This window comes from Oceaniserpentilla sp. 4NH20-0058 (assembly GCF_040371755.1).
GTDB lineage: Bacteria > Pseudomonadota > Gammaproteobacteria > Pseudomonadales > Oceanobacteraceae > Bermanella.
Genome location: NZ_BAABWE010000005.1, coordinates 156454 through 181269 on the forward strand (window position 1 = coordinate 156454; position 24816 = coordinate 181269).

Consider the following 24816-nt stretch of genomic DNA (forward strand, 5'->3'; position numbering starts at 1 on the left):
TAGTCAACCAACGGAAGGGATTCTCCTTCCGTTGGCAGCGTAAGCTGATAGCTAACTTTATGAGAGGTGTATTATGAATGAAATTAAAGCGCAAAATACGACAGTGAATACTGCCGGCTCGCTCACTTCAGCACCTCAAGTTCAATCACAAAAGCCAAAAGCGGATGTGAGCGCCAAAGCGGAAACAGAAGTAGTCACAAGCGGCAAGCAATTGCCAAATGAGGACGCGACTGCAGCAGCTGAAGCAAAGAGCGTTGAGGTAAAAGAGGCGGTGTCTAAGTTAAACGAGTATGTACAGAAAACACAACGAGACTTAGACTTTAGACTTGATGAAGACAGCGGAAAGACAGTGATCAGCGTATACGATCGACATTCAGAACAACTGGTTCGCCAGATTCCGAATGAGGCGGCGCTGGAAATGGCAAAGAAATTGAATAGTGAAGAACCAACGTTACTTTTTAGTGCGCAGGTTTAATTGTTTGATTTTGGTCTATCACATTAGCTAGGACTAAAAGAACAAGGTAACAATTAAAATGTTGGCTAGACTTAGGAATGAGTAGGTTGACGTTTAATAGCTAAATCTTTTAGTTAAACATTAAAGTATTACCTGATATCGCCGTTAAATGGGGTATCGGGTTTTGCTTTTTGTGAACCCTTAATGTGAGTGTTAGATTGTCGGAGGTTACATGGCTGCTATTGAATCCCTAGGCATTGGGTCAGACCTTCTTACCAGTGATTTAGTTGAAAACATCATTAATGCTGATAAAGCAGCCGGTGAGTTACGACTAAACACACAGCAAAGTATTATTGATGCCAAAATATCGGCATATGGTGAAGTGCAAAGTAAGTTATATGATTTCTCTGAGACTATTGTCGCTTTATCAGATAGTAGCAACGTGGGTGCAACCACTGCTGAATCATCTGACGAGTCCATTTTAACCGCGACCGCAACCTCGTCAGCCCCTTCGGGCACTTATAGTGTTGAAGTACAACGCACAGCCAAAGCTCACTCATTAGTCTCTCAATCGTATACCAGTGTTACTGATGCGGTAGGTTTAGGCACGTTAACGTTTGCATTGGGCACCACTGCGTATGACGGGGCAAACTATGATGGTTTTGAGGCCAACCCTGATGCAGGTACGGCTACTATTGAAATCACCTCAGGTAACAACACGCTTCAAGGTCTAAGGGATGCTATCAATAACGAAGATTTTGGAGTACGTGCCAATATTGTTAATGATGGCAGTGGTTATGTGCTACAGCTCACCAGTGAAGATACAGGTGAAGACTATAGTATGGAAATTATTGCCAAAGACGCGAGTGGTGCTTTAGCTACATCAGGTCTTTCTGCGTTTGCGTATAATGAAAATCAAAAAAATCCAGCCAACAACTTAACAGAAACACAGCAAGGTGAAGATGCACTGTTAAATGTAAATGGTTTATCTATTACCCGTTCAAGTAACGAAATTTCAGAAGTTATTGATGGTGTGACATTAAGCTTAAAAGGTGAAGATGTTGGCACTAATGTCAGTATAACTGTCGCGCCAGATGTGGCTGGTATCTCTGAAAAAGTACAAGCGATGATTGATGGCTTTAATAGCTTTCAGGATGTTTACAAAGATCTAACCAAATACGATGAAGATTCCAGTACAGGAAGCCTGTTGCTAGGTGACAGCACATTACGCTCAATTAATACCCAAATTAAAAGTATATTAACCAGTACGGTTAGCGATATTACAGGAACCAATTTCCGCTCGTTCAGTGAATTAGGTATATATAGCGATCAAAATGATAGTTTCAAATTAAAATTTGACGCAAGTTTATTTTTAAAAGGGTTAAACGAAAGTCGTGAAGCGGTAATCGGTGTTTTTGCTGATCAGGGCTCTGTTACCGATGATCGCATTACCTTTTTAAATGATTCAATTAATACAAAGCCCGGTACTTATGATATCAATATCACGCAGATTGCAACTCAAGGTACTTATGAAGGTGGCAGTGCCAGTGTACTTGATTTTTTATCACCGGTTGTAATCAATGACTCGAATGATGAATTTTCAATAAATGTAAATGGAACCACGGCCAGTGTAACGTTAACCCAAGGCAGTTATACAACTTCTGATGAGCTGGCGGCTGAAATACAGTCACAAATAAACAGTACTAAGTCAATTAAAGAAAGAGCCTATAGTGTGAGCGTGGATTACAACGGGGCTAATAACTCTTTTGATTTTACATCTAATTCTTATGGTTCTAAATCTCAAGTGTATTTTACATCGGTAGATACCAATACTGCGAACACATTGGGTTTTAATACGTTAGGCAGCGGTGAATTTAATGGTGTTGAATTAAGCACATTAAATAGCGAATATTTTAACGGCTATGGCACCTCAACATTACCGGCAAACAGAACCGTTTCTGATGATGAAGGCATTGATTTCGCAAGCTCTAATGCAACCTTTTCGGTTAGTTTAAATGGCGGTGCAGCAGAAGCGGTAACCGTTAACTTAAATGCGGCAGGCCTTGATCTAAATGGCGATGGTGACTTTGGTAATCGGAAAGACACCCTACAAGCGATACAAACTGCTATTGATGCAACCGCTTTAAATGGCGATGTGATCGCCAGTTTTGATGATGGAGGCAAATTAGTGCTTACCACCACAACCCCAAGTGCCTCTGATTCCATAGAGATCACCGCAGTCGGTTCTAATACATCAGATTTACTTTTAGGTTTAGATGCGACTGATGGTGCTCAAATTAACGGTAAAGATCCAGGTTTAACCTTTGCGAGCAATGTAGATTTTCAGGTCGAATTAAACGGTACAGAAAGTGCCAATACGGTGAGCATTCCAGCGGGAACCTATTTAACAGGGAATGATTTAGCCACAGCAGTTCAAACGGCCATTAACACCGATTTAACAGGGGACGTGAATTTAGCCGATCAAATATACGGCGCCACAACAACGGAAGGCACGCGAGACGTTGCAACCAATATTGATTTTAGTACAACCAATGCGGGCTTTACGTTAAATGTAAATGGTAACGAACAAGCCATATTGTTAGATGCAGACAGTGGCGATAACATTGTTGATATACAAACAAAATTAGACGCGGCTTATGGCGCAGGAGTGGTGACTGCACAGTTAGGTACAGGTAATGGATTAGAACTGGTTACCGATGTGGCAGGTCATGATCAATACATTCAAGTGGTGAGTGATGGCCAAGGTGCAGTCACATCAGGTGGGGCTGTTATCGGCGGGGGTATTGATTTTAGCGGAGCAAATAATGCCACGTTTGACTTGGTCGTGGATGGTGTCACTTTAAATGTGGATGTAAATACCGATGCCAGCAGCGGTGACAAAGACGACTCATTAGAAGCCATCCAGCAAGCGTTGGATTTATCCATTCTTAATAACAGTGAATTTGAAGTAGGTGATATTGTTGCCAAACTTGACGGTGCGGATCAAATTTATTTTGAAACAGTTTCCCGTGATGGCGTAAAAACATCGGCCATGTTTGGTAGTTCCGCTTCTATTGAAATTCAAAATGCAGATGCTAATGCTCAAGGAACCTTAGGTTTACCGGGGGTTGATACGGTTTTCAGTGGCGGATTTGATGCATTAGGTATGGATAACGCAATTCAATTTGGCTCAGATATTACCGCCGCTGTTGAATATAATTATAACTCAGACACCGACCAAGGCGGTTTGACCATTAATATTGGTGGCAACAATACGACGGTGGCATTTACAAATGTGGATTCAGCTGCGGTTTCTTTCTTAGGTATTCACGAAGCAGATGGAACGGAATACGACGTAAATACCGGTCAAGATGTAGCTGGTACAATCAACGGTGTAGCTGCAAAAGGGAATGGTCAATACTTAACCGCACAAAATGGCAACGTAGCGGCAACGAATGGTTATTATGTGTCTGAACAAACCGAAGCAGTTTCTGGCCCTGTCACCATTGATGCAACCAACGACACATTTACCATTGAGTTAGACGGCTTTGAATCCGTTATTTCTATTACACAGGCTACCTATGCAACAGGCACTGCGCTGGCCACAGCCATTGAAGAGGCCATTAACAATAATCCAGCCATAAAAGCAGAAAGCTTATCTGTAAAAGTAGATTATACCAGTGACGTATCTTCAGCGGCATTTGGCACCATCGGCATTATTTCATCTTCTACAGGGGTGAACTCAAAAGTCTTAATTAAAGATATTTCTAATGACGCATCCGATGCTTTGGGTTTCACCGTTGGTCAAGGGGATGGCGAAACAGGTAAAGCTCAAAATGGCGATATTGATGACGCCAGCGGCATAAGGGTTAAGGTGCAAGGTGGAGATGTTGGTGATAGGGGGAGCGTAACCTATATTGCAGGTATTGCTGACCAACTAAAAGATTTATTACAAAATATATTAGACCCAAACAGAGGAACCCTAGCAACAAAATTTGATACACTGGATCGCCAAAATGAAACATTAGCAGAAGATAGAGAAAGCTTTGAAGCCCGAATTTCAGCAACCGAAGCCAGACTAAAAGCTCAATTTTTATATAATGACAGCATTATAGCCTCGTTGAAAACCACAGAAAATTTTTTAACGCAGCAATTTGAAGCCATGGCAAATGCTAATGCGAAATAAGCAATCAAGAAGATTAAGTGCATATTTTTAACCACTCTATGAGTGGTTTTTTATTGCCAGTAAAAATGCCATGAGTTACTTTTACAATAAATACTATTCAAAATTGGATAATAACGTGACGTTTAGTTTAATAGAAAGTCAATTTAAAGAATTTGTGCTGTCTGATCCTGACAATAATATAGGCTTAGGTGAAACCCAGTTTTTAGGTCAATTAGGTGATCCAAGTTTAGAGGGGTTAGAAAAAACGAATAATCAAGCTCAAGCATTATTAAGTAGTATGCTTCAAACGAAAAAAACTGAAACACTAAGTTTTGATGAATCATTAGATTTAGATTTGATGATTCGATATTTAGGCCAAATGTTGTTTTTTAATAATTTAACCCAGAATGGTCAATTACAGCGATGCCGCAAACCTAACGGTGTTGATGGCATTAGTGCCGGAATCTTTCAGTTATTTGTTAATGATGAGCGAACTGAGCAAGCTCGTTTAGATGATATATTGTCACGGTTAAAACAAGCCCCAGATTATTTAAAAACAGAGTTATCTGTCATTAGTGAACCCATTACCCGCTGGCGTGACATAGAAGTTGAACAAGGTGAAGGTCTTGCAGACTTATTTACAACGATTAGAGACTGGGCTCAACAGACAAACTATGGACAACTTGCTGAATTGGATGTGGCTATTAATAAAGCGAATAGCTCTATAGAGCAATACATAAATACTCTAAAAGAAAAACAAACCATTGATGATTTTATAATAGGGGAGGATAAAGTATTAGAATTGCTTGAATTACGCGAGATTCACCAGTCCCCTAAACAGTTAGCGGATATGGCAAAATCGTTCATGCTTGAAACAAATGATTTACTGGATGAATTAACGATCAAACTGGCTAAAAAATACAGCCTGCCTGTATCTACGTCACAAGAATATTTACACGAGTTTCTAAATGAAAAGTACGCAGCAAAAATATCAGATGGCAATATTACAAGTGTTTTAAATTATTACACTCAGCAGATTGAGTCGATTCAAGGGTTTATTAATAAAAATAAACTATTTGAAATACCTAAAGACCAAACCATGAAAATCATGCAGACCCCTAGTTTTCTTGAGCCAGTGATCCCCGCGGGAGCCATGTGGCCACCACTGGCATTACGTGAAGGGAAAAAAACAAGCTTGGTGTATTTAACCTTAAAGCATGATCAGTTAGCTGAACATTCAGAGCTAGGAATTCCCGTCATGATGATACATGAAGGTATTCCGGGGCATCATCTTCAATTTGCAACCGCGGCGCTACATTCGTCGTTTGTCCGTCGTATATTTTCTGCTAATGAACATGCAGAAGGCTGGACCACAATGCTTGAAGATTACATGTTAGACATAGGCTATATTCAGCCCGACTTAGTAGATGAAGTACGATTCATTGCTAAACGTGAAATGTCCCGTTTAGTCGCACGAGTTGGCATTGATTTGTATTTTATGACGGGCAATAAACAATATTTAGATGTAGGGTTAGACTTAACATTTGATAGCGAAGATGTATTTGTGAACGCCGCTAAGCTGCTTAAAAAAGCAACCGGTTTTACTGACGGTCGGGTTCAGGCTGAATTGAATTGGTATTCAACCGAGCAAAGCTATCCTTTAAGCTATTTAACCGGTAATCAATTAGTTTGGCAGTTGAAGGATGAAATTAAACAAAAAAATAAAAAAGAGTTAAATGAAACCGCATTAGATCAAGCCTTCCATGATGTGTATTTAACATCAGGTTGCATGCCCGTAAATTCTTTACGTAAAGTATATGCACATTTAGGATATTTATAAAAAACGGGGCATGGCCCCGTTTGTTTATTTTGCCATTAAAGGGTTACAGTCTTTTATTAATACTTTGCCTTCTAACATGGCACCTTTTGAATACTCTCTAAAATGACAGGTATTGCTTTTAGGGTCGTAACTTTCGACCCATAAGTTATCCTCTTTCCAAGTGGACATCATGTGATAATGCCCTTCAGGCATACTGATTGTCATAACCCCGCCCCAATGTTTCACAAAGATTTGCTGAAAATGAAAAAAATACGCTAGGCTGCCTAATATAAAAATAGCACCAGCGGTGATACCAGCACCTTTCCAGTGGTTAAAGCGAACACCAATCACATAAAGAGACGTTAAACATAGGGTTAAAATGAATAACCAATAAAAGTAGGTAATCATGACTGTCCTCCGTGGTTCAGGCGCTCCATATTAGCTAATTTTATCTAACTTTGCATAACTTACGTGTAAATAGGCTAATCATAAAAAGTGGAACGAATAATCTTAAATATATAGATTGTGGTGCCATGGTTTTATCCGTAATCTTGCTGGCAATTAGGAGGTAGTGATATGGCATTTAAGTTATCCGTTTTAGATCAATCTTTTGCACAAAATCGTAATTTAGCTCCCCAAGCCCTGCAAGAAACAATCAGCATGGCTAAGTGGTGTGAAGAATTAGGTTATGAGCGGTTTTGGGTATCTGAACATCATGCATTTCCTACCATAGCAGGCTCAGCCCCCGAGGTATTATTAGCCGCAATTGGTGCTGCCACCAGTCGCATCAGAATTGGCTCTGGTGGCATTATGCTTCCACACTACAGTGCGTATAAAGTAGCCGAAACATTTTCAGTGCTGTCTAATTTATATCCAAATCGAATAGACTTAGGGGTTGGCCGAGCGCCCGGAACCGATATGCAAACAGCCAAAGCATTAGCGACAGATGGAAAACCAAAATTTTCTGCATTTCCTCGCTTAGTGGAGCAGCTTGGTGAGCACTTATGGGAGGATACTGCCACACCTTTACTTAGCCCAAAACCTAATGGGGACATTCCAATATGGATGCTAGGCTCAAGCCCAGATAGCGCACAATTAGCAGCCCGACTAGGGCTACCTTATAATTTAGCGGGGTTTATTAATCCGCAAGCCCATGAAAGTTTTATGCGTTTTTATAGGGAAAATTTTCAGCCAAGTTTGCTTTGGCCTAAGCCTTATAGCATGTTAACCATCAGTGTGTTTTGTGCCGATACTCACGAGCGTGCTAAGCTGTTACAGTTAACTTTTGATATTAACTTTTATCGTTTTATAACTGGACAGAGCAATGGTACGCCATTAACTCCTGATGAAGCTCAGAATTATCCTGTTACCCCTCAGTTAACTGAGTTTATTTCCAGCCGGAATGAGTTGCGTGCGGTTGGTACTCCAGAGGAAGTGAAAAACAAAATATCCTCCATTGCTCAGCGATTCGCTGTAGATGAAATTATGATTGTTACTAATATGTTTTATTTGAAGGATAGAAAACGCAGCTTTGAATTAATAAAAAGTGCGTTGTCATAAACATTAAAAGCTAATATTAAAGCCGGTAAATATCCCACTAACAGTAGTAATGCCAGCAGACCATTTTTTGTAACCAATAGAAAGGCCTGTATAGCGTTGATGCCAATTTATACTGTATTGATGCTCAGACATTTCACCGCCATTATAGCTAGACCATGTTGGGACGTATTCTAGATACAAATTCCGATTAAACCTTGCACGCAAAGGCATGGAAAATACATCACCATCATGAGTTTGATTACCGTTCATTTTGCCTTTGCCGTAGGCTAAATCCCAACTGAAGTGGTTACCGGCACTCATGCGATAATGCAGTAATGTATTGGTTAGAGTGAGCTTATCACCATTTTCATTAAGAGTATTTTGTGTGTAACTGACACCGAATAAACCATAGCCTACCTCTACGCGGTTATAGCGTGCTTTGATATTACTGTTAGCATTTAGCCAGTGGGCGCTAAAGCCAAAAGTCGGCAGTAATGGATCACCCTCTTTGCGAAACAATGACAACTTTTCTTCTTCAGAACTTACAGGGGCTTCTCTTTCATAGCGCTCTTGGCTATTCATGCCTGCGGCCAGTAAAAGTTCGCCACTGATTTCTATGAGTTTAAACGTCACCCTGACGGCTACTTCCGCCAGTGCTGAGTTTAAAGAATTGGGCTCTTCTTTTGAGGATTGCCAGCGAGAATTAGATTGAGATGATTCACTAGACTTCTTAACTGGCTTGGTGGCATTGTCTTCTAAATCATCTAAGGTGCCAGCTAAACTGATGGGTGAAAGTATACAAAGCAGAATAAGCAAGGGTATCGCAGCGTTGATCATAAAGTGTCCTTTAAATTGTTACTCCCTATGGCTGGGTATTGAATAGTCTTTAAGATACTTATTCAAGTACTATTCATTAGGAAGTACAGGACACAGTGTTTAACTAATGAGATACACGATAAATTAAATTAAACCTTTAATGATCAAGTTATTAATGTCAAATTCACTCATGGTCTCTATGTGAATCTTTGTGATAATAGATTCGTTTTCTTTATCGGTTAAATAAATAACAGATTTACCATTCCCAATGATTAAATAGCCATCGCCGTTTTCGGTACGGAAGGATGCAATTTTTACAGCTTGATAAGCGTTTTTTTCTTTAATGATTTTATCTTTGATGGTGTCCGATTCTAAATCAAATGGCTTTAAACCCATGATATAAAGTGGAAACTGCCGTAAATCTGTTTCGCCAAACTCCAATTTGTTCGCTTGTAATGTATGAATATCAATACTGCCCTTATTTTTGAATTGGATTGTTATCCCTTGATTTGTAGCAAGTTGTGAGCCTTTTAGGCTATTGACGGGTAATTTTAGTTGAGTAATTGCATTGGGTTTTATCTCTAAATTTGCGCCTATATAATTTTGATTTCTCTGATTATTTAAGGCAAATAAATCAGTAGAGACCATTGAAAGAACAAGCGTAAATAAAATGCAATGCAAGTGGCTCATGTTTTCTCCGTGTTTGACCATTTAGTCCATAAATCGGTGGCGGAGCATAAAGCATCTAGGTATGACAACAATGAGACTATTGTATTAGTCGTCGTATTTTGTGAAGTGGTTAGAGTTTAATGGGTGAGAAAGGCGGGCTTTGTGCTCATTCTAAAGTACTGATTAATTAAAAGAAGGTTAAACATCACTAGGATTCTTAGCAAAACATTTTTTAAAGGCTCGACTAAAAGCTGACTCGGATGAATATCCAACTTGTTCAGATACCTGAGCGATTCGCTGTCCTTGACGTAAATAGTCAAATGCTAGTTGCATGCGCCACCATGTGAAAAATTCGTTGACCGTGTAACCGCTTACTTTCTTAAACAGTTGAGAGAATTTGGTTCTCGACATAGAACAGGCTTTGCCTAATTGCTCTAATGACCAGTTTTTTTCAGGGTGGTCTCGCATGAGTTGTAGGGCGGGTGCTAACTCAATGGATGCAAACAAGGTAAACACACCGGATGTTTCATGTTGCTGCATGTGATGCCTAAGGGCATAAACAAACAACAACTCACTAAGGCGGTTTAACATATTTTTATCAGAATCGAGTTGCTCAAATATTTCATCTTGAATTTGCATTAATAGAGGGTTAATCCATTTTGCATCGTGTTGTTTGATAATAAACACCTTAGGCAGCGCGTCTAAAATATGATTAAAACCTTGGTGTTCAAAATTTAGTGTGCCACATAATAAACCGGTACCGTGTTTGTTTGAGTCGGGAGTGAATATCTTGGTTTTAAACTGTGTTTCAGGAGCACCTTCAAACGGTAGCATGGTGTGTGGTATTTCCCTTGGGAATACCACTAAGTCACCAAGTTCTAGCTCAAACTCCCCTATATTGGGAACCAACATACGACAACGGCCAAGTGTGACCATATGAAAGCAGGTCAGCCCGTCACTATGAGCATGGATCTGCCAGTGCCCACAAAATTGCGCATTATTGTAAATTTCGGCTTTTAGCCGAAAGGTAGAGAGTAGTTGGTTAAACATAGATTTGAACGTAAGAGCATGAAATTAGCACTTTATGTTATTAATCGTTCAAAATAAAGCGTGTAAATTGGCTTAACTCGATTCGAGTGATCAAATCTATTACCAAGAGACGAAACAAATGGTCAATTTTACCTTGTATGATGAAACCACCGCGCCAACCAGTACTCAGCCGACATTAGCTAAAATTAGGGAAACCTATGGCATGATCCCCAACCTATACGGTTATCTGGCGGAAAGCCCTATAGCATTGAATGCTTATATTCATATAAACGAGCAACTGATGAAACACAGCTCGCTTACCCCTGTGCAAGTACAAGTGGCGTTATTAGCCATTTCAACGGTGAATAATTGTGAGTTTTGCATTGCCGCCCATAGCTGGGTTGGCAGTACACTTAACGCCCGCGAGCAAACTGTAAAAGCCATACGTGAAGGTGGTCAGATTGAAAACAATCAAGACAAAGCATTGGTTCAGCTTGTACAGGCAATAGTGAAAGACCGTGGATACGTAGCAGATGAAATTATTCAACAATTTTATGATGCAGGTTTTAGTAAAGAAAACTTAATGGACTTGCTTGTTTGCAATATGCTTAAAAGTTTATCCAATTATGCTAACCACATAACTAAAACAGAAATTAATGCGGAGTTTGCAGCATTTTCACGATAGTTAACCAGACAATTAATCTCAATTGAGATTCCTCCGAATTAATTAGGTTGTTGGAGGCTTTGCTGAGTAAAATACTACTTTATACTAAGCCTCCATTCCGAGTTATGGACTCATATAGGTTGTAAAAATGAATTTATGGAAAATCTTCGAGTTTCTAAATAGCACCTACATTAATATGAGTACGCTTTTTCCTACGGGTGGGCGTGGGGCTGTACGATCAACGTTAGATGGTGATAACACAAGTGAAGAAAACTGGATGATTATCGGTATTATTTTCCTGCTGATTATTGGGGTTTTCTATTATTTAAAAAGCAAAGAGATAAAGCCCACAAGATTTGGAAAAAAGCGCACAAAAAACAAAGATTAAGTTATGTAGCACTAACGTTTATGTGCTGTATAGGTATTATAATAACTATTAATTGTAAGTTAAAAATCAGCTAATCTATCTGCTTTAGTTGCCCAATTATGTCTACATAGGCATGTCGAAAATATTCAATAACCCGACCTAAATTTTGGTTAACCTGTGACGTGTTAATCAAACAAGGGAAGGAAACATGAGCAGCCGCATCAACTACTACCAACAAGCACCAGAAGCCATTAATTTACTGGTGGAACAAGAAAGCTACCTGAGCAACCAGTTTTCATCTGATAAGATTTTAAACCTGAATATATTGGAACTGGTTAAACTTCGGGTATCGCAAATTAATCAATGTGCTTTTTGCATAGACATGCATTACGACAAAGCCATTGAACTAGGGGAGCCCCCAGAGCGCTTATACGGCTTGAATGCATGGCGAGACATGCCATTCTATTCACCACAGGAACAATTGGCATTAGAGTGGGCTGAACACTTAACCGCAGGTAAACCCGTGGATGATGCCCTGTATGATCGAGCCGTGACTGGGTTCAAAGAACAAGGTATGGTTAATCTCACTATTGCCATTAATGCCATAAACAGTTGGAACCGCATCGGCAAGGTATTTAAACCTAAATTGGGTTCGTATAAGGCCAGTTGATATTGTTATGGATACGACGTTTGATTTTAGACTAATGCATCTTGATGGCCCACTAAGCCAGCATGTACAAGCGGTTTGGTCGGCGTCGGTCTCCTCGTGTTCTCAACCAGTTAACAAGCCTTTATTTAGTGATGGTGCCAGCGGCGCTTTTATTATATTAAAAGGCGAGGTCACTTATGAACAAGGCATCTATCAACAAGGGATACATTGGGTGTCTGTGCAAAAGCAGGCACAATTTATAACCATGTCCCCTGAATTGTTAATGCTGGGGTTTCGCTTTCAGCCGGGTATCTCTAAAGAGCACTTTTCGGTTTTTAGACAAAGTGAAGCAACAAAAAATTCTGAAAAACAAGAGGTAACAGCAAACCAACAGGGGATAAAAGGGTTGATAAGTCGCTTGTCAGAAGCAGCTCAAACGGATCAACTTACGGTTTTGTGCCAGTGGTTACAGCAGCATCTTAAAAGCGACGTCATCGAGAATGGCCTCACCCATTTTATCCGGCATATTGACCACAAAGCAGAGCTAAAAGGCATAGAACAACAACTGCCTTTGAGTTTGCGACAAATTGAACGTCAATTTAAGTCTCAAATTGGTTTTACCCCAAAATATTATCAACGGCTTATGCGTATTCGAGCGGCCATCCAATTAATCAAACAAAACCCATCAGCAAACCTAGTGGATTTAGCCATAGAAGCGGGGTTCTCGGACCAAGCTCATATGAATCGTGAGTTTCGCCAACTGGCAAGGATGACACCCAAAGAATATCAGGCGACTAAAAAAGTTTAATGTATTCCCCAATTTTCAAAATATTGGATTAAGGTTTTCATCACTAACCGATTGCGTTTGGTTTTGCGCAAGTCTGGGGGGGGGCAATAACCAAATTTGGCTGGGCGGTAGGTGGGGTCATGTTTTCATTAATGCCAGCCCTTTCCGATTTTGATCCATGGGCAATAACGCCACCCCTTGCTGCGTTTATCCTATGCATCACACTAGGTGTGGTATTGCTGGCTCATAGTGTGTACCTAAAAGCAGTGGTATTTACCTTACCGGGCACTGCCCAGTCTTTGAATGTATTGGCTTAGCAGGGTGGATGGCCTACGCCGTATTTGCGGTAGAAACCATTGGCGGCATAGCGCTTATTTTAGGGGCCTATACTCGCTTGGTGTCATTGGCAGTGATTCCCGTATTACTGGGCGCCACATGGACACAATCTCATTACCGATCGGTTATTTCTGTCGCTTTTATGCTGTATCTGGTCTATATATTACTGATCGGTAATCTTTCCTTGTAAACACGCATTTTGAGGTCTATATTACCGTTCGGTAATATGGAAATCGTTTGGCTTAATAAATACCCATGAAATTGAAATCCGCAGAAAGCTTATTGGTTGTTATTAAAATCCATCGAATGAATATGGGGATGCAGTCTCGTACACTGGCGGCTTTGGCGGGTGTGTCGGCTAAGTTCATGTCGCAGCTTGAGAACAATAAAACCACGGTGGAAACAGATACCTTAACCAAGGTCTCTCAAGTGCTGGGTTTAAAAATGCCGTATTTAGATAACCCAGAGGTATTGGCGCAGGCCATTAGACAAAAACGTAAGGCACTGAATTTAGATCAAAGCGTTTTAGCGAGTCTATGCAATGTGTCGCCTAAGTTTTTATCGGCTTTAGAGAATGCACACCCGAAGAAAAGACTGAATAAGGTGTTTGATGTGTTAAATGGATTGGGTTTAACAGTGGAGGTGGTTGAGCCATGAGCTGTTCTTTTAATGTTTATATGAATGAGCGTTTAGCAGGGCAGTTGTTTGTGGATGACAGCATGCGCATGTCGTTTTGTTATGCCGCTGAGTATATTGAATTGGAAGGTACGTCAATTTCGTTAACCTTACCTGTAGTGGGCGAGGCATATTCAGACGCGTTGGTTTTTCCCTTTGTTGAAAACCTATTACCAGAAGGGGAAATTCGTCAAAAGATTCAAGACCTGCATAAAATTGAAGACGGTAATTATGAGCGTTTATTGGATATATTAGGTGGGGATGTGGCAGGAGCCATTTCCTTTTACCCTCAAGGTGTCACACCTTCCTTTCATGCAGAGCAGGCACTAACGCCTTTATCAGAATCGGATCTAAGCCAGTTATTACTGAATATTCAGGATCGCCCGTTCCATTCCGCTAGTCATGAACAAGTTGGTAATCGGTTAAGTTTGGCGGGTGCGCAAAACAAATTGCCGGTTATTGTGAAAGACAGTGAAGTATACGAAGCCGGCCCTGAACCAAGTACGCATATCATCAAGCCTGCTCGTAAGGACGGTCGCTTTCCTTCTATTGTGTATAACGAATACATTTGTATGAAGGCGGCAAAAAGGGCCGGAATAGACGTGGCTGATGTGTCTTTATTATCAGTAATAAATGATGACAATAACGAAAGCGATGCTTTATTAATTAAACGGTTTGATCGGTACGAATCAGAAGGCAAAACCATTCGTTTACCGCAAGAAGACCTATGTCAGTTAAACAGTATTGTTTCTACCCGTAAATATGAGGTTAGTGGTGGGTCTGGTTTTATTGAGTTGTTTTCAGCAATTAAAGCGTATAGTCAAATCCCAGCGCTAGATGATTTAGAAACCATTCGAAGAATTATTTTTAACCTAGTCATCGGTAACTATGACGCACACGGGAAGAACTTTTCTTTGTTAATAAATGATAAAAATAAAATATGGTTGAGTCCTGCTTACGATTTAGTTTGTACGCAGCTGTATGAAGAATTGGATACAAACTTTGCTATGAGTATTGATGGTATTTATGAATTAAAGGATTTAACGGAAGCGAATTTCGTTAACCTATTTAGTGCTATCGGTAAGAAGTATTCTGGCCTTAAAAAACAGTTGATTGAATATTTAAATGCATCAGTGAAGGCAGTAGAATCAGAAGTGGCTGAGTTTGTTAAGGGGGATTTTTATCAATCTGATATTGATATGGCTAAAGTGATTTTGGCCACTATTAAAGATAACGAAAAACAATTAAGAGACATTTTAAAATAAAAAACGGCCCGTAGACCGTTTTTTTGTTTTATAGAATCGCGCGGGAGCGCGCTCCTACATTGCTAAAGCTGCAAGATACGCGCAGCTTTAATCAGTCCTCATACTCTTCAATCACAGGGTAAGAGCAAATCCCAAGTCTTTGATAGCGGATCCCAATACATATCACCAATACGGTTAACGGTTGGCCAGAACTTGTTGGCGTAAACTTTGCCAATTCGGGAGTTCCTAAGCTTAGCGAAGATGTCGCCAAAGGAATATCAGATAAGTAAGCGATTAATAACCCTATAAAATCCTTATATATCAATAACTTATAGGGATCCCTTGATCTGGAGTACGCATCGGAAGTGTGCTATGCTTAAATTACTTATCTATAAAAATCTAATCGTTATGGCCAGTGAAAGCGTATCTAAAAAGACAACATCATTGAAAGCCAAGCAAGCCTACGTGAAACGCACACGTTTAGGTAACTATTTTTCTAGTCGTTTGCTTGAAGGGCTGACAACAAAGAAGGTAGCAGGGAATCACTCTAAAGAAGATGTGATCGCGAAACTCAGAGCAAATGCATCTGCTTAATCTAACATGGATAAATAAGGCACAAATGAAGATCCGCTATGTTATCCGAATTCAAGTGTATTAATTAATCGTCTAGGTATTCAAGATAAATTAGAGCTTGATGAAGCCGAAACCGAAATTACCGATCTCACCGTTTCTGAAATTGAATTCTCTCTCCCACCTTACGATCTCAATTTTTTATGTCTTATACATAAAATTCTATTTTCCGACATATATGATTGGGCTGGTGAATTACGTCACATTGATATTAGCAAGGGCGAGACACGCTTTTGTCATGTGCAATATATCTCTAGTTCAGCTAAGAAGCTTTTTGAAGGGCTAAAAGAGCAAGATTATTTTGAAGGCCTAAATAGGGGTGACTTAGTTAAACAAGTGGCTGAGTTTTATGGTGATGTTAATATGCTTCACCCCTTTAGGGAAGGAAATGGCCGAGCACAACGTATTCTTTTCGAACACATAATCGTTAATGCAGGATATGAGATTAGCTGGGAACCCATTCATAAAGATGAATGGATTCAAGCCAATATTTCAGCCGTTAATTGTGATTATGATCAGTTGGAGCAGATATTTGATAAATGTATTGGTAGTGAAATTTATGAGTAGACTGATGGCGCAAACGAAGTTATTACGGCGTCAGATTTAGTCTGATCTACTACATCTGTTCAAATACAATTTATTGGATAGTTAGTCATCTTTTTTTAAATTGGTCACTTCAATGGACTTATTTATAAACCCTTCTTTGTCTATATTGTGAATGATATATGTATACATTTTTTCGCCAATAATTGACGAAATAAAAGGTTCTTTCTTTTCACCTTCAATATAGCCAACAAACATATTTTCTATGTATGAGAATTCAAACTGATAACAATTCGATTCCGTTACAAACTCATTGACATGAGTTAAATTAATATATGATTTAAAGCCCTCTCTCATGTCTAAATGGGTAAAATTTGGATAATCAATGGCCATTGTGAACTTTGTACTTTTAAGAGAGATCGCACCAATTAGTGAATCTTTCTTTTCTTCTTTAACTTGTATATCTATTGCTTTATCGGTGCTGTGAGGATCTAAGAAATAATCGCCTCTTTGTACCAATGGACCAGGGGCAAAACCTTCAGTAACTCTGGTAACTTTTTTATTTTCATCTATTTTAAATAAAACGATAGTGGGAGATTGGGTATAATGAGGTTTGTATGAGACAACCACATCGTTTTGATTATCAAAATCCAAATCAATTATTTTGAAATTAGAAACAGATATACGATATTTTTCTTCGTTAAAGACCTCAGGATATTCTGTGTTTAAAATGTAATCTTGAACAAGTTGGATCTCTTCTGGCATTGTCGCTTCAAAGTTCTTTCTATCCGCTTCAGAATCTGAGGAGTGTGTTTCATCAAACTGGATTCTAATACTGGTCACTAATCCGTTTTGAGTTTCTAAACTAATATTTTCACCAAAATAATGGATATCAGTATTAGATACTGGGTCTTGTGTAATTTGGTCAATGGCTGGTTTACTTGAACTCGGTTCCCCAAAATCTTGAATTACTTTTTCAATTGATACACCTAATCCAATCTTATTTGTAAATGTATCAGTTGGTTGAGACACGCCTGTCACTTGAATGGAACTTATAAAGTTACTACCAGATGGGTTTTCCATTATGACAATGTAGTGATTTTCTTTAATAAAAGCTCTAAATACTGCATTGTTTTGGGTTACAACTTCACTAGGTTGACCTAGCAAATTCAAGGCTTTATCAATAGAATCACCTAAAGATAAATTGTATAGAGTATTAAATTGCTCTGAATACACATAGGGATTAAATAAATAAGCGAAAACAAAAATTAAAACTCTCATATTAGCTCCGATATTCGAATATCATCTTCTGCTTAACCTAGCGTATTGAAGTGTGTTTACTATACAGTTTTAATATGCCTCTTTGAATAAATTTATTAATAATATCTGATTTACTAGAGGCAGGTAGAAATAGGGTTTTCTGGAAATAAAAAACGGCCCGCAGGCCGTTTTTTTGTTTTATAGAATCGCGCGGGAGCGCGCTCCTACATTTCTAAAGATGCAAGGTACGCGCAGCTTTAATCAGTCCTCATACTCTTCAATGGCAGGGCAGCTACAAATCAGATTACGATCCCCGTACACATCATCAATACGGTTAACGGTTGGCCAGAACTTGTTGGCGTAAACCGCTGGTACTGGGAAGGCCGCTTGTTCGCGAGAATATGGACGTGTCCATTCCCCTGCGATGTCTTTCACCGTATGGGGTGCGTGTTTTAGCGGGTTAGAGTTTTCGTCCAGCTCGCCGGATTTCACGGCGTTGATTTCCGCTTTGATAGATACCATGGCTTCGATGAAGCGGTCTAGTTCGGCTTTGCTTTCCGATTCTGTCGGCTCAATCATGAAGGTGCCCGCCACAGGGAAGCTCATGGTTGGGGCGTGGAAGCCGTAGTCCATTAAACGCTTGGCGATGTCTACTTCAGAAATGCCGGTTTCGGCTTTAATTGGGCGTAGGTCAACGATACATTCGTGAGCCACGCGGCCATTTTGACCAGAGTACAAAATTGGATAGTGTTCGCCCAATTTTTTGCTTAGGTAGTTGCCGTTTAACAGGGCCATTTGTGTGGCTTGGCGTAAGCCGTTAGCGCCCATCATATTGATGTACATGTACGAGATCGGCAGGATAGACGCACTGCCATAAGGGGCCGCACTGACTGCACCTTGACCTACGGATTCATCATCAATTTCACGTACTGCGTGGTTCGCAATAAAGGGGGCTAGGTGTTTGGCCACACCGATTGGGCCCATGCCCGGACCACCGCCACCGTGTGGGATGGCGAAGGTTTTGTGTAGGTTCATGTGTGATACGTCTGCGCCGATGTAACCCGGCGCGGTGATGCCCACTTGCGCGTTTAGGTTGGCGCCGTCCATGTATACTTGGCCGCCGTGTTCGTGAATCAGGTTACAAATTTCTTTGGCGCCGTCTTCGTAAATACCATGGGTGGATGGGTAGGTCATCATCAAGCACGATAAACTTTCGCTTAACTCTTCGGCTTTGGCTTTTAGGTCGGCAAAGTCTACATTGCCTTGTTCATCACACTTGGTTACGACCACGCGCATGCCTGCCATTTGTGCAGAGGCTGGGTTAGTACCGTGGGCTGATTGTGGAATCAAACACACGTTGCGGTGACCTTCACCACGACTTTCGTGGTAATGCTTAATGGCCATTAAACCTGCGTATTCCCCTTGAGCACCTGAGTTAGGCTGCATACAAATGGCGTCAAAGCCTGTGATGTCACGTAACCATGTGTCTAGGTTTTGAATCAGTTGCTCGTAGCCCGGTGTTTGTGATTTAGGAGCAAATGGGTGGATGCCACCTATGGTTGGCCAAGTGACTGGAATCATTTCAGCGGTGGCGTTTAGCTTCATGGTGCAGCTGCCAAGGGTGATCATGCTGTGGTTCATGGCAAGGTCTTTATTTTCAAGACGCTTCATGTAACGCAGCATTTCGTGTTCGGTTTGGTAGCTGTTGAATACTGGGTGGGTTAAAAAGTCGCTGGTACGTTGTAGAGACTCAGGGATCGAGCTTTCTACTTCTTCGTCTAACATAGCAATGTCGATATCCGTACGACCTGTGATCACTTGATACAAAGCTTCAAGGTCTTCACGGGTGGTGGTTTCACTGATGGAGAAACCCAGTACGCCATCAACATCCACTTGAGACTGAGTACGCAGGTTGATTTCAGCGGCGTCCGCGCGGGCTAGAATCTCGTCTTTGTTCGGTACTTCGATGGTCAATGTATCAAATGCACTTTGGTTTACGATGACTAAGCCTTCGATGTCTGCATCGGTAATGGCGGCGGCCATGATTTCCGTCATGCGGTGAATGCGGTTGGCGATGCGGATCAAACCATCGCGGCCATGATATACCGCAAAGAAAGAGGCAAGGTTCGATAATAAAACCTGAGCCGTACAAATGTTGGATGTGGCTTTCTCGCGGCGGATATGTTGCTCGCGGGTTTGCAGGGCCATGCGCAGCGCGCGGTTGCCAGATGCATCAATGGACACACCAATTAAGCGGCCCGGCATGGAGCGTTTAAACGCATCTTTCGTAGCAAAAAACGCAGCGTGCGGGCCACCAAAACCCATGGGCACACCAAAGCGTTGGCTGTTACCTAGAGCAACGTCGGCACCTAATTCACCCGGAGATTTCAACATGGTTAAGGCCATTAGGTCGGTAGCCATGGCCACCATGGCGTTTTTCTCGTGTAGCAGATCAATCAGCTCACCAAAATCGTTGATGTTGCCGTCTACGGCTGGGTATTGCAGTAGGGCACCAAAACACTCAACCTCGGCGGCGGTTTCCACTGGGCCGATGTGCAGTTCCCAGCCAAAGCCGTCAGCGCGGGTTTTTAGTACGTCGATGGTTTGTGGTAAGCAAAGCTCGTCCACAAAAAAGACGTTAGATTTGTTTTTGCGCACTTGGCGTTTGATCAACGCCATGGCTTCAGCAGCGGCGGTGGCTTCATCCAACAAAGATGCGTTGGCTAGCTCCATGCCAGTTAGGTCGATGACCATTTGCTGGTAGTTTAATAAGGCTTCTAAACGACCTTGGGCAATCTCTGGCTGATACGGGGTGTAAGCTGTGTACCAACCTGGGTTTTCTAATACGTTACGGGTAATAACATTAGGTAAGCGCGTATCGTGGTAACCCATGCCTATGAAGCTTTTGTAGACTTTGTTTTGGTCAGCCAGCGCTTTTAGGTTGGCGAGTGCTTCGGCTTCTGGCACGGCATCGGCCATTTGTAGAAATGGTTCACGTAAAATGGACTTAGGTACAATTTGCGCAGTTAGATCATCAAGAGAATCAGCCCCTACTTCGCTCAGCATGGCGTTGATATCGGCCACATCTAAACTTAAATGACGGCCAATAAATTCATTACGGTTTTCAAGTTCGCTTAAACTGGATTGAGACAATGTCGCCATGCAGAGTGCCTTTGAGTCAATGTTACGGAAATATCCGTAAACTTTAGCTGGAAAATATTGGGGCGGATTGTATCAGCGAGGGGCCAATTTGTCAGGGGAATTCCCTGTTTTCAGCCCCCATAGATGCGATTACAAAGGGCGTTCAAGTTGCCGTGAATAAAATGCACTTTGGCCTACAAAAATACAGGGCTAATGGCCAATTACAATGGCTCCACTGATGAGTTGGTAAACCTGCACACCTAAAAACATTAAGCTCATTAATACGCCGGTAATGGGCACCCATGGTTTAGCGGTGAATTTATCTTTGCTTGCGGGGCTATAAATCAGCTTTATCAGAGCAATGTTGACCAGTAAAAAAACCATAATAATGATAAAGCTAGTAATGCTGGCCAGTGTTGCAAGGTGAAACTGGGAGGCAAATAGCCATACTATTAAACCAATCAGTAGGGTGGCGATATAGGGGGTTTTACGCACAGGGTGTATGGCTGCCAGCCATAAAGGAGCCATTTGATGTTTGCCCATGCCATACAACACCCTTGCGCCCATAATAATCTGTACTAATGCCCCATTTACAATGGCGGCCAATGAAATAAGGCTTACAAACCAAGCCATATCTTCATTGTGCTGTTTAAGGATGTCAGCCATGGGAGCTTTGCTGGCTATGAGTTCAGCTTGAGGTAATTGCAATACTGCGGCCAATGCAATTAGGTAATAAAATACACTGCTTATGATGATGGCAGCGATAATGGCTTTTGGTAGAGTAATCTCTGGCTGTTTGACTTCTTCTGCCATGTTCACCATGTCTTCAAAACCAATGAAGGCATAAAACGCTAAAAATGCCCCCAGTAATATACCAAACCAGATATTGCCATCACTGCTCGGAGGAGTGAGATCAGGTAAGCGTTCAGGTAGGGTGGTAAACGCAGGAACGCTATAAGCCAAAATGATTAATAAACCAATTATGCCTAATATAGTCGTGGCAGCTGTGACCCATACCGATTCGTTCACCCCCCAATAAGCCAGGCCTGTCATGGCTAAAATTAATAAAGTGATGGCCCAAAAGTCTGTAATAGGGACAAACACTTGAAGGTATCCTACAAATCCGTTTGCGATAGTCGCAGCACTCACAATGCCAGTTAACACCACCATCCATCCTACTAAAATAGATAGGGGGCGAAAATGAAAGGCGGTTTCTATATAAACCGCTTCCCCTGCACTTTTTGGCAAATGAGCACTTAGAGCGGCATAACTATAACCACTTAGACCTGCTAATAACGCTGCAAATAAAAAGGAAATGGGTGCATAAATACCTGCATGTATCGCAACCTTTCCTACAAGTACATAAATTCCAGCGCCTAAAATCGTGCCTAAGCCATATAGGGTAAGCATGGGAAAATTAAGAGTACGTTTGAGCTGGTGGTTGGTCATAATGAAAATAAGCCATGGGATTTTTCTAAGCATATCGTGGCTAGGAAATTAAGTCTTGCGTCACATCAGGTGTATTTTGTTATTTATTAAAAAGGCAGCCATGATGGAATTTACCCTTGTTTATTAACGCTTTTTTGAATCAAGTTTATGGTTGGTTTTAATAGAAAGTTATATTCGGAAATTAATGTGATAAGTAGAATGAGCCATAAGATCGTTCCTACAAAAATACCATCTTGAAGTTTAGATTGGGCATCATCTTCATAGGCAATAACCATGATGTTTAATCGAAACAACAAGTAACTTACATTTTCTGCTTCAAAATAGCTTAGGTCACTTGGATTAATATCACTCATTTTATTGGCTTGGCTAATAGAAAGGGCGGCTGCGCAATAGGCTAGAACTTCGTCATTCAGTGACGGGTCTCCTGAAAAGTATAAAGTTTTTATTTCTTCGGTTGTGTTTTCAGCAATAAGTGTTTTGTGGCTGGTGAGAAGTAAATTAGTAGAATCAGTAATGTAAGTTCGAGTTAATTCATCAATGTCTTGTTTGAGGTATATCTTATTTAACAGTGTCGCGACGCCTAATGCCGCCCTTTGTGAAAGCATGCGCTGGCGTCCCGCCTCATTAATGAGGTGGGCGTCTAATTTTTGGTTTTTTGCCATTAGATTCAAACCTAAATACGAAGCACTGGACAAGAGCCCTATAATCACTAAGGACAATATAAGCTTCAGCTTCGTTTTTTGGATTACCGCGTCATGCTCGGTCAAGAAAGGTCCATTTGGTAAATTGGCTACAAGCCAGTAAATTCAAGGTGTACTGAGTTAATACTAGACGAAATTAGAAGGGCTAAAAGGAATAAGGCAGTCTTTGTAAGGCATAAAAAAAAGCAGCCAAAGGCTGCTTTTTAAAGAGTGAAAGGGCTTGTTAGGGCTTATTCGCACTCGTTAGAGTAGTCATCCGCAGATAATAGGTCTTCTAGCTCGCTTTCTTCAGAAAGCTTCACCTTGAAGAACCAAGCGCCGTCATATGGCTCGCTGTTGGCTTTTTCTGGCTCATCTGCAAGTTCTTCGTTGATTTCGATGATTTCACCAGACACTGGAGCATAGATGTCGCTGGCGGCTTTAACTGATTCAACCACAGCAATGGCATCATCTTTGTTCACTTCAGAGCCTACTTCAGGAAGCTCGATGAATACTACGTCGCCAAGTTGTTCTTGAGCGAAGTCAGTGATACCAACCGTCACAACGCCGTCGCCTTCGTTGCGAATCCACTCGTGAGAGGCAACGTATTTTAGTTCAGCTGGGATTTGAGCCATTTTATGGTCCTTAAATAGGTTTTGAAAACTTTGGGCTAGTTTAGCCCGAATAATTTATTTTTAAAGGGCTTTGTCTAGGGGATTTAACCTAAACAAAGCCTATAGAGGCTATTCGAATATTTTTTGGCCATTACGAACAAACGGCATTTTCACAATGCGTACAGGAACCGCTTTACCACGCATGTCTACGGCACATTCATTGCCAGCATCCGCAGGAATGCGAGCCATGGCGATTGATTGCTGTAAGGTTGGACTAAAAGTACCAGAGGTTACTTCGCCGGTTTTGTCGCTGGCGGTGAAAATGATTTTTTGGTGACTACGCATCACGCCGCGAGTCTCTAACACCAAGCCAACCAGTTTGTACTCAATGCCTGCGGCTTTTTCAGCTAATAGGGCTTCTTTACCAATGAATTCACGGTCGTCCTTTAGGGCCAATGTCCAGCCCATACCTGCTTGCCATGGGGTAATGGTTTCGTCCATGTCATTACCGTATAGGTTCATACCGGCTTCAAGGCGCAAGGTATCACGGGCACCAAGTCCAGCAGGTTTGACACCCACGTTTAACAAGGCATCCCAAAAAGCTGGTGCTTCATCGGCAGGAATCATTATTTCTAGGCCGTCTTCACCTGTGTATCCGGTGCGACCAATGAACCAGTCGCCACATGGAAGACCTTGGAAAATTGATAGTTGCTCAATGATGTTGGCATGATCAGCGGAGGCGGCCAATTGTGCTTTTGCGATGGCTTCAGGGCCTTGTACGGCAATCATAGCAAGTTGAGGTTGTTCAGTAAGAGTGGCATCAAATTTGGCGATTTGTTCGTTCATCCACTTTAAGTCTTTTTCACGAGTGGCGCAGTTTACTACAACGCGGTATCCACCTAGTGCGTCGGCGCGGTATACGATTAAGTCATCAATGACACCGCCTTTGTCGTTTAGCATGCCGCTATAAAGGGCTTTACCTTCTTCTTGAAGCTTGGCCACATCATTAGCAAGTAGGTATTGCAGGTATTGGGTCGCTTGTGGGCCAGTTATATCCACAACTGTCATATGGCTCACATCAAACATGCCTGCATCTTCGCGAACTACATTGTGCTCTTGAATTTGCGAGCCGTAATGGATGGGCATATCCCAGCCACCAAAATCCACAATTTTTGCGTCTGCGGCTAAATGTGCGTCATATAAAGCGGTGCGTTGACCCATGGATATGATCCTAATGTTGAGATGGTTTAATTTCAGAGGCGGCATTATACCCAGTGATGGGCCTA

General features: G+C 41.3%; 23 protein-coding genes and 1 pseudogene. 14 read left to right on the forward strand and 10 right to left on the reverse strand.

Features of this window, described 5'->3' with window-relative positions; genetic code table 11:
• Positions 1 to 73 precede the first annotated feature (73 nt).
• From ABWV45_RS08700 to ABWV45_RS08710, 3 genes are all read left to right on the forward strand, one after another.
• The gene (locus ABWV45_RS08700; RefSeq protein WP_353350706.1) at positions 74 to 475 is read left to right on the forward strand and encodes a flagellar protein FlaG; all 402 of its coding nucleotides are present in this window, start codon (positions 74 to 76) and stop codon (positions 473 to 475) included.
• Between the two features lie 211 nt (positions 476 to 686).
• On the forward strand, positions 687 to 4640 hold the full coding sequence (gene fliD / locus ABWV45_RS08705) for a flagellar filament capping protein FliD (RefSeq protein WP_353350708.1): 3954 nt from the start codon (positions 687 to 689) through the stop codon (positions 4638 to 4640).
• A 115-nt stretch (positions 4641 to 4755) separates the two neighbouring features.
• On the forward strand, positions 4756 to 6459 hold the full coding sequence (locus tag ABWV45_RS08710; protein ID WP_353350710.1) for a DUF885 family protein: 1704 nt from the start codon (positions 4756 to 4758) through the stop codon (positions 6457 to 6459).
• Between the two features lie 24 nt (positions 6460 to 6483).
• On the opposite strand, the gene ABWV45_RS08715 is transcribed toward ABWV45_RS08710, so the two are convergent.
• Positions 6484 to 6846, reverse strand: coding sequence for a hypothetical protein (locus tag ABWV45_RS08715; RefSeq protein ID WP_353350712.1), 363 nt, complete (start codon positions 6844 to 6846; stop codon positions 6484 to 6486).
• Positions 6847 to 7014: 168 nt separating this feature from the next.
• Between ABWV45_RS08715 and ABWV45_RS08720 the strand changes: the two genes are divergently transcribed.
• Positions 7015 to 7998 carry an LLM class flavin-dependent oxidoreductase gene (locus tag ABWV45_RS08720; protein WP_353350714.1) on the forward strand — a complete coding sequence of 328 codons (984 nt, stop codon included), beginning with the start codon at positions 7015 to 7017 and terminating at the stop codon, positions 7996 to 7998.
• 3 nt (positions 7999 to 8001) lie between these two features.
• On the opposite strand, the gene ABWV45_RS08725 is transcribed toward ABWV45_RS08720, so the two are convergent.
• The 3 genes from ABWV45_RS08725 to ABWV45_RS08735 form a co-directional block, all read right to left on the reverse strand.
• On the reverse strand, positions 8002 to 8814 hold the full coding sequence (locus ABWV45_RS08725) for a hypothetical protein (protein WP_353350716.1): 813 nt from the start codon (positions 8812 to 8814) through the stop codon (positions 8002 to 8004).
• A gap of 123 nt (positions 8815 to 8937) precedes the next feature.
• Complete coding sequence (locus tag ABWV45_RS08730; RefSeq protein ID WP_353350718.1) at positions 8938 to 9483, reverse strand: hypothetical protein; 546 nt, start codon at positions 9481 to 9483, stop codon at positions 8938 to 8940.
• 177 nt (positions 9484 to 9660) lie between these two features.
• A complete protein-coding gene (locus tag ABWV45_RS08735; RefSeq protein ID WP_353350720.1) occupies positions 9661 to 10512 on the reverse strand; it encodes an AraC family transcriptional regulator in 852 nt (283 codons plus the stop codon).
• Between the two features lie 118 nt (positions 10513 to 10630).
• On the opposite strand from ABWV45_RS08735, the gene ABWV45_RS08740 reads away from it, so the two are divergent.
• The 10 genes and pseudogenes from ABWV45_RS08740 to ABWV45_RS08785 all read left to right on the forward strand — a co-directional run.
• Positions 10631 to 11176: a carboxymuconolactone decarboxylase family protein gene (locus ABWV45_RS08740; protein ID WP_353350722.1), complete on the forward strand. Its 546-nt coding sequence runs from the start codon at positions 10631 to 10633 to the stop codon at positions 11174 to 11176.
• A gap of 127 nt (positions 11177 to 11303) precedes the next feature.
• Positions 11304 to 11543 carry a hypothetical protein gene (locus ABWV45_RS08745; RefSeq protein ID WP_353350724.1) on the forward strand — a complete coding sequence of 80 codons (240 nt, stop codon included), beginning with the start codon at positions 11304 to 11306 and terminating at the stop codon, positions 11541 to 11543.
• Positions 11544 to 11730: 187 nt separating this feature from the next.
• Complete coding sequence (locus ABWV45_RS08750; protein ID WP_353350726.1) at positions 11731 to 12192, forward strand: carboxymuconolactone decarboxylase family protein; 462 nt, start codon at positions 11731 to 11733, stop codon at positions 12190 to 12192.
• A 7-nt stretch (positions 12193 to 12199) separates the two neighbouring features.
• On the forward strand, positions 12200 to 12979 hold the full coding sequence (locus ABWV45_RS08755; RefSeq protein ID WP_353350728.1) for a helix-turn-helix domain-containing protein: 780 nt from the start codon (positions 12200 to 12202) through the stop codon (positions 12977 to 12979).
• A gap of 119 nt (positions 12980 to 13098) precedes the next feature.
• Positions 13099 to 13275 (forward strand): hypothetical protein, encoded by a 177-nt coding sequence (locus ABWV45_RS08760; RefSeq protein WP_353350730.1) that lies wholly within the window; start codon positions 13099 to 13101, stop codon positions 13273 to 13275.
• Between the two features lie 8 nt (positions 13276 to 13283).
• Positions 13284 to 13484, forward strand: coding sequence for a DoxX family membrane protein (locus ABWV45_RS08765; protein ID WP_353350731.1), 201 nt, complete (start codon positions 13284 to 13286; stop codon positions 13482 to 13484).
• 65 nt (positions 13485 to 13549) lie between these two features.
• Positions 13550 to 13951: a helix-turn-helix domain-containing protein gene (locus ABWV45_RS08770; protein ID WP_353350733.1), complete on the forward strand. Its 402-nt coding sequence runs from the start codon at positions 13550 to 13552 to the stop codon at positions 13949 to 13951.
• A complete protein-coding gene (locus ABWV45_RS08775) occupies positions 13948 to 15234 on the forward strand; it encodes a HipA domain-containing protein (RefSeq protein WP_353350735.1) in 1287 nt (428 codons plus the stop codon). Before ABWV45_RS08770 ends, ABWV45_RS08775 begins: the two co-directional genes overlap by 4 nt.
• Before the next feature lie 351 nt (positions 15235 to 15585).
• Positions 15586 to 15807, forward strand: coding sequence for a YhfG family protein (locus tag ABWV45_RS08780; RefSeq protein ID WP_353350737.1), 222 nt, complete (start codon positions 15586 to 15588; stop codon positions 15805 to 15807).
• 33 nt (positions 15808 to 15840) lie between these two features.
• A pseudogene (locus tag ABWV45_RS08785) lies at positions 15841 to 16410 on the forward strand (putative adenosine monophosphate-protein transferase Fic); the annotation flags it as partial.
• Between the two features lie 81 nt (positions 16411 to 16491).
• On the opposite strand, the gene ABWV45_RS08790 reads toward ABWV45_RS08785, so the two are convergent.
• The 6 genes from ABWV45_RS08790 to gcvT all read right to left on the reverse strand — a co-directional run bounded on the left by ABWV45_RS08790 (position 16492) and on the right by gcvT (position 24751).
• Positions 16492 to 17667 carry a hypothetical protein gene (locus ABWV45_RS08790; protein WP_353350739.1) on the reverse strand — a complete coding sequence of 392 codons (1176 nt, stop codon included), beginning with the start codon at positions 17665 to 17667 and terminating at the stop codon, positions 16492 to 16494.
• Positions 17668 to 17907: 240 nt separating this feature from the next.
• Positions 17908 to 20808, reverse strand: a complete 2901-nt coding sequence (gcvP, locus tag ABWV45_RS08795; protein ID WP_353350741.1) for an aminomethyl-transferring glycine dehydrogenase — start codon at positions 20806 to 20808, stop codon at positions 17908 to 17910.
• Positions 20809 to 20997: 189 nt separating this feature from the next.
• On the reverse strand, positions 20998 to 22236 hold the full coding sequence (locus ABWV45_RS08800) for an APC family permease (protein ID WP_353350743.1): 1239 nt from the start codon (positions 22234 to 22236) through the stop codon (positions 20998 to 21000).
• A gap of 110 nt (positions 22237 to 22346) precedes the next feature.
• Positions 22347 to 22898, reverse strand: coding sequence for a type IV pili methyl-accepting chemotaxis transducer N-terminal domain-containing protein (locus ABWV45_RS08805; protein WP_353350745.1), 552 nt, complete (start codon positions 22896 to 22898; stop codon positions 22347 to 22349).
• Between the two features lie 269 nt (positions 22899 to 23167).
• A complete protein-coding gene (gcvH, locus tag ABWV45_RS08810; RefSeq protein WP_353350747.1) occupies positions 23168 to 23551 on the reverse strand; it encodes a glycine cleavage system protein GcvH in 384 nt (127 codons plus the stop codon).
• Positions 23552 to 23659: 108 nt separating this feature from the next.
• Positions 23660 to 24751, reverse strand: coding sequence for a glycine cleavage system aminomethyltransferase GcvT (gcvT, locus tag ABWV45_RS08815; RefSeq protein WP_353350749.1), 1092 nt, complete (start codon positions 24749 to 24751; stop codon positions 23660 to 23662).
• Between the last annotated feature and the right edge of the window lie 65 nt (positions 24752 to 24816).